Raw genomic sequence first — 14038 nt, 5'->3', positions numbered from 1 at the left:
CGGCGGATCATGCCGCAGACGCGGGGCAGCAGTGACATCAGCCGCTCCGCGGCGGGCGCCGATCTGCGGCGTTGTCGACGGTTGCCGATTCCCCCACTCTCGACTTCGCTCGAGCGGGGGGACCCCCATCGCATCGACGCCCTCCTCCGCCGCCTTGCAGCCCGACGCACCAAGCCCCGCTCACCCGCGTCGATCAGGCACCCCCAATTTCCTGCGACCTGATCCGCCGGACCGGCCCTAGGCGGGTCCAGTCCGGCGTACGGCATGCTGCCGGTGGCTCACGCCGTCGGCAGCCAGCCCACCTTGCCGGCCAGCAGCGCGTAGCCCACGAACGCCCCGATGTCGAGCAGGGAATGCGCCACCACCAGGGGGCCCACGCGGCCCCAACGGCGGTACAGGTACACGAACACCACGCCCATCACCATGTTGCCGATGAAGCCGCCGATGCCCTGGTAGAGGTGGTACGAGCCGCGCAGTACGGAACTGGCCACCAGCGCGGTGCCGGGCGTCCAGCCCAACTGGCCCAGGCGGCGCAGCAGATACCCCACGACGATGACCTCTTCGAGGATCGCGTTCTGCATCGCGGACATGATCAGCACCGGGTACTTCCACCACACCTCGGGCAGCGCCTCGGGCACCACCGTGAGGTTGAAGCCGAGGCCACGCGCGGCCAGGTAGAAGGCGATCCCGGTGCTGCCGATCACCGCCGCGACCGCGGCCCCGCGACCGAGGTCCGGCCAGGGGCGGGTGCGGTCGAAGCCGAGGGTGCGCAGCCCCTGCCCCTCACGCAGCAGGAAGTGCGCGACGAGTGCGACGGGCACGAGCGCCGAGGTGATCCCGAACAGCTGCCAGGCCAGATCCAGCCAGGGCCGGCCGGGCGCGGCCGACGCGTTGAGGGTGGCCGCCTGGTCCTTGAGACCCCCAGGTTTGGTGACCGATCCGACAAAGCTGATCAGGGCGGACACACCACTCGCACCGAGCGAAAGCCCCAGAACGAGCAGGGTCTCGTCCCGGAGGATCCGTCGCGACGGCCGCTCCTCAGGAAAGGAATCGGCCACCGAGCCCGCCTCCGACTGCACACCTGCCTCCAGTTGAGTAATCGCACCGCATCCCCACAGCCGCGCCGCTAGGGTCTCGAAAGAAGTTACGAAGATCGTGCGCGACAGGCCGTCGGGGGGCGGACGCCGTACGGGGCTTACCTCCCCTTTTGCATGCCTTACGGCCGAATTCCGGCACGGGACTCAACAGGGAGGGGCACCACCGTCATGGGACGTCACAGCTTGCCCGATCAGTATGGGGCGGGCGGCAGCGACCCCCGTCCACGCGCACGCCGCCGTACGGTCGCCCTGGCCACGGGCCTCGTCCTGATCGCCGCCGGCGGCACGGCGGCCGCCGTCCAGAGCGGCCTGCTCTCCTTCGGCGACTCCTGCCAGGAGAACCCGGTACGGCTGAAGCTCGCCGCCTCCCCGGACCTGGCGCCCGCCCTCACGGCCGCGGCGAAGCGGGCCCGTGACGACGACCTGACCTCCGACGGACGCTGCGTCGCCGTCGCGGTGACCGCGCGCGACGCGTACAAGGTCACGGACACCCTGCTGGCCGGCGACCGGACCGACGTACAGGTGTGGGTGCCGGACTCGGACCTGTGGGTCCAGCGGCTCAAGGCGGACGGCGGGGCGCCGGAGGTGTCCCCCGTGGGCAGGGTCGCCTCCACGCCGGTGGGGGTGGCGATGGTGCCGGCGGCGGCGAAGTCGCTGGGGTGGCCGAAGAAGACGTACGACTGGATCGAGCTGGCCGGCGCGACCCTTCAGGACGATTCGCTCAAGCTGGGGGCCGCCGACCCCGCGCGCAGTGCGACCGGCCTGCTCGCTCTCACCCGGCTGAGCACCGCCGCCTCTGCGGCCGAGGGCGGTCAGACACAGGCCGCGGCCATGATGAAGGCGCTCTCGCAGCGCACCTCCGACAGTGACGGGCAGATCCTGGACACGCTGCCGCGCGACTCCTCGGGGGCCGAGCAGGGCAACCCGAAGCGCAACCAGGCGCTGATCGTGTCCGAGCAGGCCGCGTTCGCCCACAACGCGTCGGCCGACAGCGGCGGCAGCCTGGACTTCTTCTACCCCGAGGACGGCTCTCCCCGGCTCGACTACCCGTACACGCTGGTCGACCAGGGGCTGACGACCGACCAGAGCCGGGCCGCGATCCGGTTCATGACCTACCTGCGGCAGCCGGAGCAGCTGCGGCTGCTGGAGCAGCACGGCTTCCGGACCTCGGACGAAGCGGTGTCGAAGAAGCTGGTCGCGGGAGCCGGCGGCAGCACCGCGCAGCCGTACGGGGAGCCCGCCGCCGAGCCGGCCTCGCAGGTCGCGCTCCAGGAGGCGCTCGGCACGTGGACGATCACGGTGCAGAGCGCCCGACTCACCACGGTCGTGGACGCCTCCTCCTCCATGTCGGACACCGTCCCGGGCACGGACCGGTCGCGGATGGACGTCACGAAGGCATCCCTGCTGCAGGCCCTCGCCACGTTCACGCCCGAGGACGAGATCGGGCTGTGGGACTTCTCCACGAAGCTGGACGGCGACAAGGACTACCGCGTCCTCGTACCGACCGAGCGCCTCGGCGACCGGGCGGGCACCGGCACCCAGCGGGAGCGGCTCTCGGCGGCGTTCAGCGGCCTGACGCCGGTGCCGGACGGCGCCACCGGCCTGTACGACACCACGCTCGCCGCGTACAAGGCGGCGACGTCCTCCTACGTCAAGGGAAAGTTCAACGCACTGGTCGTGCTCACGGACGGCGTGAACCAGGACCCCGGCAGCATCTCGCGCGCCGAGCTCATCACCCAGCTGGAGAGGCTCACCAACCCCGAGCGACCGGTCCCCCTCATCATGATCGCCGTCGGGCCCGACGCCGACCGCGCGGAGGCCCGGCAGATCGCCGCGGTGACCGGCGGCTCAGGGCACGAAGTCAGCGACCCGTCCCAGATCCACTCGGTGATCCTGAAGGCGATCGTGGCGGCGGGGGCGCAGGGCGCCGGCTGAGGGCCCCGCTCGCTCAGCCCAGCAGCACCGGCTCCGGCAGCCCCACCGGCCAGGTGTGCACCGGCTCGCCCTTGTGCATCAGTTCGCGGTACCGCCGGGTCGTCGCGGCCAGCGCGGCCTCCCGGGACAGGCCGGTCTCCAGGGCCCGGTGGAAGGTCGCGGACTGCCAGGACGCGCCGTTGACCCGGCGCCGGCACCGCTCCTCGATGACGCCGAGGTAGAAGTCCCGGTCGGCGGGTTCGACGCCCCACGCGTCCAGGCCGGCCTCGGCCAGCGGCAGCAGTTCGTCGCGTACGAGGCTGACGGCGTCGACCTCGGTGGTGCCGCCGTACCGGCCGCGCCGGGGCCAGACGAGGCGGGCGTCGATGCCATGCCGGCACGCGGCGTCGAAGTTGGCGGCGGCCGCCTCGAACGGCAGGCGGCTCCACACCGGCCGCGACTCCTCGGCGAGGGCGCGGACGAGGCCGTAGTAGAAGGCCGCGTTCGCGATGACGTCGGTGATGGTGGGGCCGGCGGGCAGCACGCGGTTCTCGACGCGCAGGTGCGGGACGCCGTCGGCGATGCCGTAGACCGGGCGGTTCCAGCGGTAGACGGTGCCGTTGTGCAGGACGAGCTCGGCGAGCTTCGGGATGCCGCCCGCGTCGAGGACCTCCAAGGGGTCCTCCTCGTCGCAGATGGGCAGCAGGGCCGGGTAGTAGCGCAGGTTCTCCTCGAAGAGGTCGTACGCGGAGGAGATCCACCGCTCGCCGAACCAGGTGCGCGGGCGCACTCCCTGGGCCTGGAGTTCGGGCGGGCGGGTGTCGGTGGACTGCTGGAACAGCGGCGGCCGGGATTCGCGCCACAGTTCGCGGCCGAACAGGAACGGCGAGTTCGCCCCGACGGCTATCTGGGCGGCGGCGACGGCCTGGGCGGCGTTCCACACGTCGGCGAAGCGGCCCGGGGTGACCTGGAGGTGGAGCTGCACCGAGGTGCAGGCCGCTTCGGGCGCGATCGACTTCGAGGTGCAGCGCAGACGCTCCACACCGTCGATGTCGAGCGCGAAGTCCTCGCCGCGGGCGGCGACGATCTGGTCGTTGAGCAGGGCGTAGCGGTCGACGTCGGAGAGGTTGGAGGAGACCAGGTCGTCCCGGTCGAGGGTCGGCAGAATGCCGATCATCACGATTCCCGCGTCGAGCTCGCCCGCTTTCCGGTCGGCATATGCCAGCGAGGTGCGGAGTTCCTCCGCGAGGCGATCGAATACCCGCCCGCCCAGCCGATGTGGGGCAATGTTGACTTCCAGGTTGAACATGGCGAGTTCTGTTTGGAAATCTCGGCTTGCGATGCGTTCAAGGACCTGCGCATTGAGCATTTTCGGCATACCGTCGGCGCCGGTGAGATTCAGTTCGATCTCCAGCCCCATGAGATTCTTCGGACGGTCGAACCGCTTCTCGGCCAGGAGTCGCTCCAGCCCCGTCAGGTTCCGCCGGAGCTTGTCGCGATAGCGCTGGCGATCGGAGAGGTCGAACTGACCTGCCACGACCTTCTCCCCCATCGAAGCGTCCCTCCTCGCATGGGCGGGCCGGGGACCGGCCGCCGGTGTCCGGGTCACGTGGGATGATGCCCAGCCGAGACGATCGATAACGTCCCGCCCGGACCCTGCAGCCGCTACGCTGTCGGACATGACCGGCGGCACATTCGCCGGGCATGGTGCACTGTGCAGATTCGAGTGCCCCAAGGAACTCGTGAAAAACGCCGACAAGAATGGGCCGTCCGCCCTTCGGCTGTTTTCCGAGGTCATCGCCGTGCGGCCCGCCCGGAATCGGGATGATTCCCGCGAATCGCCGACCGAATGGACCCTTGTTCTCCTCACCGGAAACGGCTAGACGAAACACCGTCTGAACATGAGTCGTATAAACTCCGCGAACAAGGCAGAAGGCTGGCGCCCGCGGCCCTCGATCCAGCCGCCAGGTGACGTACGGCAGGCCTCGCGTACATCCCTGGTCACCCGGACCACGGCCCCCGCCTCTCTGACCACGTGAGCTGACAGCGCCGTCCGCCCAGCCCTCCCTCGCGCCACTGTGCCTGTCGAACGAGAGGCGACCCACCATGCCGCTGCATGTCCCACCGGCTCCCGCGCCCGCACTTCGCTCCGTCCTCACCGCGCTCGGTTCTCCCACCGCGGTCCGCGAGGCCCGAACTCCCTCCTTGCTGCGTGCCCAGGGCCCCGTCACGCCAGAACTCCCCCTGCCGGTACACGTCCTGGACGGCGTCGACGCCTCGGGCGTCCCCGTCACCCGGCTGTCCGGCTGGCGCTTCCTGATCCGCTGCGGCGACCGTGCGGTGGCCGCGGCGGAGACCATGCTGACCCCCGACGGCTGGGCGTTCTCCCACTTCTTCGAGGGTCCCTACATCGCCTCCACCGAACTCGCGCTGCGTCAGGCGGAGACCATGACGCAGCCCTGCCAGCCGCGCCTGCTGTCGATCCCCCGTCTCTACATGCTCACCCTCTGGCTGCACGGCGACTGCGCCGCGGACGGCGCCGACGGCCGGCCCGCCGCCACCGACCTGCTCGTCCCGCTGGCGCCGGCACCGCCCGGTATCGCCGCGCACCGTCCGCACCGGGTGGCCGACCTGCTGCCCGTGCTCACCCATCGGGCGACTCCGGCACCGCTGTTGAGCTCATCGGCCTGACGTTCTCAGCAGCGCTCCGACAGCGCTCCGACAGCGCTCAGCAGCGCGATCTTCGTACCCCGTTCCCGAATTCCGGGTGGCGGGGTACGACGCCGTATTCGGCACTCTTACGCTCGTACGGAGATTCCCGGCGCCGCGCGCGGATTCCCGCCGACCGTTTCGCTCGTACGAGCACTTTATGGCTCGTACGAGCCGGACGTGGCCTCCTACCCGTCCGGACTAGCCCCATCCGACCACCGCGAACCATCCGAAGTGACAGTGCAGTTGGAATGAACCGTCCGCGCGGGTGATGCGTCATGAACCTGTGAGAAGCGGTGCTGCGAAATACCTGCGGATTGACGTCCGTGGGGCAACACTGGGTTCCGTCCGACTTATCACAACGGGGGCCGGCCATGAACGACGCTTCAAGCCGCGGGACAGACACGACATCCATCCCACCCAGCACGACAGAGCGAAAGATCCCACCCATGTGCCAGCACCAGACACCGTGTCCGACAGCCGACTCCCCCGACCGGGAATCCGCGCGCCTCCTGGCGCACCACCCGGAACAGGGATGGAGCCTGCTGTGCAACGGCGTTCTGCTCTTCGAGGACACCGGTGAACTCCTGCCGGACGGACGGGTCATCGCCCCGCACCGCCCGCTGGCCACCGCCCAGGTGATGACCGCCGCCTGAGGCGCCACCGGGCGGCCCACCACACCGCCCGGAGTATCTGAGGGGCCGGCTCGCAGCGCCGACTGCGCACCGGCCCCGACGCATGTCCGGGGACCGTCACTCCCTGTAGCCCCCCGTGTCGGATGCGACCCCTCGTATGTCATGCGGTCCCTCGGACCTTCCGGGCGTGGCCTCTTCCCACGACGACCCGCTTTCCGGAAGACTCCTGGAAGTTTCGAAGGTCAGAAGGTCAGAAGGTCAGTCAGTCGGGTACGGAGGTGGGGAAGTGGCAGCACGCGAGGCCGACGCCGAGACGGCGCCCGAGCCCGGGGGCAAGGTCACGATCACGGAGATCGCCCGGCGGGCCGGGGTCTCGGTGCCGACCGTGTCCCGGGTCGTCAACGGCCGGTCCGACGTCTCGCCGAAGACCCGGGCCCGGGTCGAGGACCTGCTGCAACGGCACGGCTACCGCAAGCGGCCCGCGGCCCCCGGCACCCGCGCCGCCCTGCTCGACCTCGTCTTCAACGACCTCGACAGCCCCTGGGCCGTGGAGATCATCCGAGGCGTGGAGGAGGTCGCCCACGCGGCCGGCGTGGGCACGGTCGTGTCGGCGATCCACGGACGCACGGGCGACGCCCGCGAATGGATGCGCAACCTGCGGGCGCGCGCCTCCGACGGCGTCATCCTGGTCACCTCGGTGCTGGAGCCGGTGCTGCACGACGAGCTGCGGATCCTCGGCGTCCCGCTGGTGGTCGTCGACCCGGCCGGCTCCCCCGCCCTCGACGTCCCCACGGTCGGCGCCGCCAACTGGGCGGGCGGCATGGCGGCCACCGAGCACCTGCTGTCGCTGGGCCACCGCAGAATCGGCCTGATCGCGGGCCCTCCCCGACTGCTGTGCTCCCGGGCCCGCTTCGACGGCTACCGCGCGGCCCTGGAGGGTGCCGGCCTCGCGCTGGACGACTCCCTCGTCGCGCCCGGCGACTTCCACCCGGAATCCGGCTTCGCCGGCTGCAACACCCTCCTCGACCTCCCCGAACCGCCGACCGCCGTGTTCGCGGCCAGCGACCAGATGGCACTCGGCGCGATCGAGGCACTGCGCCGGCGCGGCCTGCGCGTCCCGGAGGACATGAGCGTGGTCGGTTTCGACGACCTTCCGGAAGTCCGCTGGTCGGCCCCGCCCCTCACCACGATCCGCCAGCCCCTCGCCGAGATGGGCAAGCTGGCCGTCCGCACGGTCCTGCGCCTGGCCCGCGACGAACAGCCGGACTCCCCGCGGGTCGAACTGGGCACGGACCTGGTGGTGAGGGCGAGCACGGCACCGCCGGCCCGGGCCTAGGCACGGGCGTTCCCGGGCACCCCCCTCGCGGGTGCCCGGGAACGGGGTGTCGCTCCGGCGCCCCCTCGCGGACGCCGGAGCGACGGGTGCCTACTTCAGCGCCTCCCGGATCGCGAAGTAGGCGGGCTTCGGGGCCAGTTGCTCGTCCCACGGCAGCGCCGCGCCCTCGCCCTCGAAGAAGGCGGGGATCCATGAGTACTTGTCCGTGTAGTCCCAGAGAGTGATTCCGACACACCGGCGCACCGCGAGGCAGGCCTCGGTCAGGTCCCGGTACCACTCGGCCTGCGTGGCCAGCTTCGCCTCGTCGGCGGGCAGGTACATACGGACGTCCACCTCGGTGAGTGCGGTGTCCAGGCCGAGCCGGGAGAAGCGGCGGAGGTTGTCCTCCAACGTGGTCGGATAGCCGTACTGGAGCGCCAGGTGGGCCTGGAGTCCGAAGCCGTGGAGCGGCACGCCCTGTGCCTTGAGCTCCTTGGCCAGCTTGTAGTAGGCGTCGCTCTTCGGGCCGATGGTCTCGACGTTGTAGTCGTTGAGGTAGAGCTTGGCCTTCGGGTCGGCCTGGTGGGCCCAGCGCAGCGCGTCGGCGATGTATCCGGGGCCGAGCGTCTTGTAAAAGATCGTCTCGCGGTAGGTGCCGTCCTCGTTGAACGCCTCGTTGACGACGTCCCAGGCGTAGATCTTGCCCTTGTAGTGCCGCACCTCCGCCTGGATGTGCTTCTTCAGTACGGCCCTCAGCTCGGTGGCCGTCCAGTCGCGGCCGGTGAGCCAGTCCGGCAGCTGGCTGTGCCACACCAGCGTGTGTCCGCGCACCTTCTGGTGGTTGGCACGGGCGAGGTTCACGATCTCGTCACCCTTGGACCAGTCGAAGACGCCCTGCTGGGGCTCGGTGGCATACCACTTCATGCCGTTGCCCGGCGTGATCTGGTCGAACTCGCTGCCGAGGATCGCCTTGTACGGTTCGTCGACGAGCTCGGGATTGTCGGTGGCGCTCCCGTAGTACCGGCCGTGGCGCTGGGCGAGGTCGGCCAGGGTCGGAGACTTCCCTTCCGCTTGGGCGGTCGGGCCGGTGGCGATCCCCGCGCCGACCAGGACGGCGGCGAGCGCTCCGGCGAGTCTGAGCCGGGTACGGGAGCGGGTGGTCGTAGTACGCATGGTGCGACTCCTCACGTGCGATTGTGTGGGTGAGCCGTACTGCCGTCGGCGTGCGTCATCCCTTCGTCGCGCCGGCGGTCAGGCCGCCGACGAGCTGGCGCTCGGCGACCGAGTAGAAGGCGAGGGCGGGGACCATGGCGAGCACCAGGTAGGCGAAGACCTTGGCGGTGTCCGCGGAGTACTGGCCCTGGAACTGCTGGACGCCGATCGGGATGGTCCACCAGGTGGACTCGGTGAACACCAGCAGCGGCAGGAAGAAGTTGTTCCAGCTGGTGACGACGGCGAGGACCGACACCGTGCCGAGCGCCGGCCGCGCCATGGGCAGCAGCACCCGCCAGAAGAACCCGAACGGGGTGCACCCGTCGAGTGTGGCCGCCTCCTCCAACTCCCCCGGGATCTGCCGGAAGAAGCCGCGCAGGATGATGATCGTCATCGGCAGTCCGAACGCGGCCTGCGGGAGGATCACACCGAGTGGGTTGTCCAGCAGGCCCATGGAGCGCAGCAGCAGGAACAGCGGCAGGGCCGCCACCGCGAAGGGGAACATCAGCCCCATCGTGAACAGGGTGAACAGCACTTCCCGCCCGCGGAAGGCGAACCGGGCGAAGGAGAAAGCGGCGAGCGCCGAGGCCGCGACGACGATGACGGTCGTCCCCACCGCGATCAGCGTGCTGCTGCCGAGCAACTGCCAGAAGGCGCCCGAGCCGAGGATGTCGGTGTAGTTGGAGATCACCCATGAGTCGGGCAGCCCGACGGGGTTGCGGGAGAGCTCGTCGGTGGTCTTGAAGCCGGAGACCATCGCGTAGACCAGCGGCACGACCATCACCGCGCCGACGACGACGAGAACGACGTGCACCGGCAGTGACCTGCTACGGGATTTCTGAGCGGCCCTTGCTGTCTGAGCAGCCGTTGTTTTCTCCGTGATCGTCACTTCCCGCCTCCTCTCATCGTCGTGGTCGCTCCTTCGAGGTCGCGGCGGAGCACGAACCGCTGGTAGGCGAGGGCGAAGACGAGGCTGATGCCGAACATGACCACGCTGATCGCGCTGGCGTATCCGACCTGATAGCGCTTGAAGCCGTACTGGAACATGGTCACGGCCATGGTCTCGGAGTGGTGGTCGGGGCCGCCCGCGGTGGTCACCCACACCAGGTCGAAGAGCTGGATGGAGCCGATGACGGACAGGAAGACGCTGATCCGCAGCGTCGGCGCGAGCAGCGGCAGGGTGACGTTGCGGAACCGCTGCCAGGCGTTCGCACCGTCGATGAGCGCCGCCTCGGTCAACTCACGGGGGATGGACTGGAGTCCGGCGAGGTAGAGCATCATGTGGAAGCCGAAGTACTTCCAGGTCATGACGAGGAACAGGGTCGCCATGACGGTGGAGGGATCGGCGAACCACTCCCCGCCCAGCCCGTCCAGGCCGATCCCGCCCAGCAGCCGGTCGGCGAGTCCGTCGTCCGGCGCGAAGATCATGCTGAACAGCACACCGGTGATGGCCTCGGACAGCACGTACGGCGCGAAGAACAACATCCGGTACACGGCCCGGCCGCGCACCTTCTGGTTGAGCAGGACGGCCATCGCGAGCGCGAACGGCAACTGGAGGGCGAGCGACAGCAGGACCAGGACGAGGCAGCGCCACAGGTCGCCGAGGAAGACCGGATCGTCGAAGAGCCTGGTGAAGTTGTCGACGCCGATGTAGTCGGAGGGCATGCCGAAGCCGCCCCAGCGGAAGAACGCGGCGTACAGGGCGAACAGGATCGGCAGCAGTACCAGTACGCCGAACAGCACCAGGGCCGGCAGCTGGAACCCGACCGCGGTGAACCAGTTGAGCGTGCGGCGCCGGGCCCGCCCCCGGGCCTTGCCTGCGGCCGGGGGCGGGACGTCGGTGTCGGGGCCGGTTCGTTTGTCCGGAAGGAACGTGGAGGTCATCGCCGGCTACTGCTCTTCCTTCGCGACCTTGGTGATCGACTCGGTGACCTGCTCGGGGGACTTGGAGCCGGCGATGAGCGCCGCGACGCTGTCGTTGACCTCCTGGCCGAGAGCGGGTGCGTACGCCTGGTCGAGGTAGAGCTGGAAGCCGGTGGCCCCCTTCAGCTGCGCCTGTACGGCCTTGATGTTGGGGTCGGCGATGGCGCTCTCGGCGCTCGGAACCACCGGGAGGACGCCGGTCTTCTTGACGAGTTCCAGGTCGGTGCTCTCGGAGGCGAAGAACTTCAGGAAGTCGACGGCCGCCTGCGGCGCACCCTGGCGCAGCGCGTGTCCGCCGCCCCCGCCGAACACCTCGGTGATGGCTCCCTTGCCGCCCTCGACCGCGGGGAACGGGAAGAAGCCGAGGTCGTCGCCGAGTCCCTTGCCGGCGTCCGCCTGGACGACCGGCGCCCACTGGCCCATGAGTTCCATCGCGGCCTTGCCGTTGCCGACCGCGGCGGCCTGCCCGGTGGGGGTGGAGTAGGCGGCGCCGAGGAAGCCCTTCTGGAACGGCTGGAGATCGACCAGGTCCTTGAGGTGCTGCCCGGCCTGGACGAACTCGGCGCTGGTGAAGTCCTTGTCGTCGTTGGCCTTCTGCAGGGCGTCGGCGCCCGCCGTGCGCATCGCGAGGTACGCCCAGTAGTACATGCCGGGCCACTTCTCCTTGCCCGCGAGGGCGAGGGGGGTGATGCCCTTGGCCTTCAGCTTGCCCACGGCGTCGAGGAAGCCGCTCCAGGTGGTGGGGGGCGTGCTGATGCCGGCCTGCTTGAACAGCGCCTTGTTGTACCAGAAGCCGATCATGCCGATGTCGAACGGGATGCCGTAGGCCTTCTCGTCGAGCAGGTACGGCTCCTTGGCGACCGACAGCAGCCCGTCGGCCCACGGCTTGGTGCGGTCCGTGAGGTCCTCGACGAGCCCCGCGTCGACCTGCTGCTTCAGGACTCCGCCGCCCCAGGTGTGGAAGATGTCCGGGAGCTTCCCGGAGGCGGTCAGCGCCGTCATCTTCGACTTGTAGGCGTCGTTCTCCAGCTGGACGATCTTCACCTTGACCTTGGGGTTCTGGGCCTCGAACTTCTTGGCCAGTGCGGCCCAGACACCCTTCGTGGGCTCGGTGGTGGAGATGTTCCACCACTCGATCGTGGTCGTTCCGGACGAGCCTCCGTCCGAGTCGCCGCCGCAGCCGCTCAGTGCCGTCATGCTCAGCCCGGCCGCGGCGGACGCCGCCAGGAAGCCGCGTCGGGACAGTGCCGGGTCACCCATGTTGCGCTCCTTGGGTACGGGACGGCGCGTCCACGCCTGTCCACTGGACCGAAAGTTTCGGAGTTGATCCAGAAAGGTTCGTTGTTGCCGCACCCTAGAGACAGCTCCCAAACGGTGGCAACCCCTTGTACGCGGGGAATGTTGAGGGAAGTCGTCCTCGACTTGTTCCGGAAAGCCGCTGCTTCAGGAGCCCGACGGCGTGTAGGCGAACCAGTCGAAGGACGCGCTGCCCTCGGTGACGTACATGCCGATCACCCGGCCGGTGAAGCCGCCGGCGACCTCTGTGGACAGGTAACGGCCGTCGAGTTCGGCCAGCGGTTCACCGCCTTCGACCGAGAGGACGACCGTGTCGGGACCGCCGGGCCTGACTCCCGGGGCCTGTTCCCGGGAGCTCGTGACGGTCGGCGGCACGGGGGAGGCCGTACGCACCTCGACGACCAGTGTGACCGGCCCCGACGGCACGGCCCGACGGGCGAGACACTGCCGTACCGGACCGATCCGGGCGACGACACTCACCTCTCCCCCGGCGACCTCGACGTCGTAGTGGTGGGCCTCGTCCAGGCGAACGGACAGGCCCGCGCGGGCGTTTTTAGGGTCCAGACGGGCCGTCACCCGGCACTGAGGGTGCTGCTGGCGGCGTCCGACGAAGGTGTGGCCCGGCCGGTCGAGGCTGTCCCCCGTCGCGTGCAGGGTCAGCCACCCCGGCCGCTCGCCCAGCGACCAGGTCCCCTCCCGCCTGCTGCGCGGGGAGATCCAGTACGGCGCCAGGTGTCCGGCGTCGAAGTCGTCCCGCTCCGGGGCGAGTTCGAGGGGGTGCCAGGCGGCCGGCGCCGGATGGCGTTCGCGCACGGGGCCGACTTGGGGCCAGCCGTCCACCCACTCCACCGGGGTCAGGAACGTCTCCCGGCCCAGCACGTGGAAGGCCGGGAAGAAGCCGCGGGGGCGTGTGGCCAGCAGCATCATCCACCAGCTGCCGTCGGGCGCTTGGACCAGGTCGGCGTGGCCGGTGGACTGGACGGGCAGGTCGGTGCCGCTGTGGGAGAGCACCGGGTTGGCCGGCGCCGGCTCGTAGGGGCCGCGCGGGTCGCGGGCACGGGCGATCGAGACACTGTGGCCGTGCGCGGTGCCGCCCTCGGCCAGCATGAGGTACCACCAGTCGCCGATCCGGTAGAGGTGTGGCGCCTCGGGATGCTGCAGTCCCGTCCCGGACCAGACCGGCACCGGCCCCTCCAGCACCTTGCCCGTCACCGGGTCGATGCGCGCGACCCGGACACCGGAGACCGCGCACCAGCAGTTTCCGTCGTCGTCCCAGGCCAGGTCGGGGTCGATCCCCGGCAGGTCGATCCACACGGGGTCGGACCACGGCCCTTCGGGACGGTCGGCGGTGACAAGGAAGTTGCCGCCGCCACAGACGTTCGTCGTGATCATGTAGAAGCGGCCGTCGTGGTGGCGGAGCGTCGGGGCGTAGATCCCGCCGGAGGCCACCGTGTCGTCGGGCAGCTCCAACTGCCCGGGCCGGTCGAGGACGTTGCCGATCTGGCGCCAGTGCACGAGGTCACGGCTGTGGAAGAGCGGGACACCGGGGAAGTACTCGAAGCTCGAGCACACGAGGTAGTAGTCCTCGCCGACCCGGCACACACTGGGATCGGGATGAAAGCCACCGATCACTGGATTGTCGTACGTCCGCATGCGCGGCAGTCCCTTCGAGCGTCGCAGTGGGGGCGAAACTTTCGGATGATCTGGCGAACGTTACGGAGCTGCACTGTAAGTGGACTCCGAGAGACGGGCAAGACAACGAGCACGCCGCACGGTGTCGAACCAGCGGCCGCGGAAGCACCTCTCGCGAGTGCCCGATACGTGCGGCGGCCCCGGATGCAGGGAGGCGCACCGGGGCTCACACCGACGTCATGGCCGCATCCGCCGCTCACGCCGTCCGGTGACGGATTCCTGACGGAGGGTCGACGGAAACTGAC

The 14038-nt window shown here is 69.8% G+C and carries 12 protein-coding genes; 5 read left to right on the top strand and 7 right to left on the bottom strand.

The window, feature by feature from the left end; all coding sequences use genetic code 11:
- Positions 1-278: 278 nt before the first annotated feature.
- Positions 279-1079 (bottom strand): CPBP family intramembrane glutamic endopeptidase, encoded by an 801-nt coding sequence (locus AC5P09_RS42515; protein WP_493879051.1) that lies wholly within the window; start codon positions 1077-1079, stop codon positions 279-281.
- Between the two features lie 186 nt (positions 1080-1265).
- Here AC5P09_RS42515 and AC5P09_RS42510 point away from each other — a divergent pair, with 186 nt between their 5' ends.
- The gene (locus AC5P09_RS42510) at positions 1266-3032 is read left to right on the top strand and encodes a substrate-binding and VWA domain-containing protein (protein ID WP_493879050.1); all 1767 of its coding nucleotides are present in this window, start codon (positions 1266-1268) and stop codon (positions 3030-3032) included.
- A gap of 13 nt (positions 3033-3045) precedes the next feature.
- Here the strand turns inward: AC5P09_RS42510 and AC5P09_RS42505 are convergent, their stop codons facing one another.
- Positions 3046-4563, bottom strand: a complete 1518-nt coding sequence (locus AC5P09_RS42505; protein WP_493879049.1) for a glutamate-cysteine ligase family protein — start codon at positions 4561-4563, stop codon at positions 3046-3048.
- Positions 4564-4690: 127 nt separating this feature from the next.
- Here AC5P09_RS42505 and AC5P09_RS42500 point away from each other — a divergent pair, with 127 nt between their 5' ends.
- The 4 genes from AC5P09_RS42500 to AC5P09_RS42485 all read left to right on the top strand — a co-directional run bounded on the left by AC5P09_RS42500 (position 4691) and on the right by AC5P09_RS42485 (position 7691).
- Complete coding sequence (locus AC5P09_RS42500) at positions 4691-4894, top strand: hypothetical protein (RefSeq protein ID WP_493879048.1); 204 nt, start codon at positions 4691-4693, stop codon at positions 4892-4894.
- Positions 4895-5117: 223 nt separating this feature from the next.
- A complete protein-coding gene (locus AC5P09_RS42495; RefSeq protein WP_493879047.1) occupies positions 5118-5702 on the top strand; it encodes a hypothetical protein in 585 nt (194 codons plus the stop codon).
- A gap of 467 nt (positions 5703-6169) precedes the next feature.
- Complete coding sequence (locus AC5P09_RS42490; protein WP_493879046.1) at positions 6170-6376, top strand: DUF5999 family protein; 207 nt, start codon at positions 6170-6172, stop codon at positions 6374-6376.
- Positions 6377-6641: 265 nt separating this feature from the next.
- Entirely contained in the window at positions 6642-7691 is a 1050-nt protein-coding gene (locus AC5P09_RS42485) for a LacI family DNA-binding transcriptional regulator (protein ID WP_493879045.1), read from the top strand.
- 90 nt (positions 7692-7781) lie between these two features.
- Here AC5P09_RS42485 and AC5P09_RS42480 read toward each other — a convergent pair whose 3' ends face one another.
- The 5 genes from AC5P09_RS42480 to AC5P09_RS42460 form a co-directional block, all read right to left on the bottom strand.
- Positions 7782-8843: an endo-1,4-beta-xylanase gene (locus AC5P09_RS42480; protein WP_493879044.1), complete on the bottom strand. Its 1062-nt coding sequence runs from the start codon at positions 8841-8843 to the stop codon at positions 7782-7784.
- 55 nt (positions 8844-8898) lie between these two features.
- Positions 8899-9663: a carbohydrate ABC transporter permease gene (locus AC5P09_RS42475; protein WP_493879052.1), complete on the bottom strand. Its 765-nt coding sequence runs from the start codon at positions 9661-9663 to the stop codon at positions 8899-8901.
- A 104-nt stretch (positions 9664-9767) separates the two neighbouring features.
- Complete coding sequence (locus AC5P09_RS42470) at positions 9768-10766, bottom strand: carbohydrate ABC transporter permease (RefSeq protein ID WP_266443396.1); 999 nt, start codon at positions 10764-10766, stop codon at positions 9768-9770.
- 6 nt (positions 10767-10772) lie between these two features.
- Positions 10773-12065 (bottom strand): extracellular solute-binding protein, encoded by a 1293-nt coding sequence (locus tag AC5P09_RS42465; protein WP_493879043.1) that lies wholly within the window; start codon positions 12063-12065, stop codon positions 10773-10775.
- 183 nt (positions 12066-12248) lie between these two features.
- Entirely contained in the window at positions 12249-13754 is a 1506-nt protein-coding gene (locus AC5P09_RS42460) for a glycoside hydrolase family 43 protein (RefSeq protein ID WP_493879042.1), read from the bottom strand.
- Between the last annotated feature and the right edge of the window lie 284 nt (positions 13755-14038).

It is taken from the genome of Streptomyces sp. a15 (assembly GCF_059026085.1).
The sequence above is the reverse complement of the archived record's forward strand: the minus strand, read 5'-3'. Positions and strand labels throughout refer to the sequence as shown.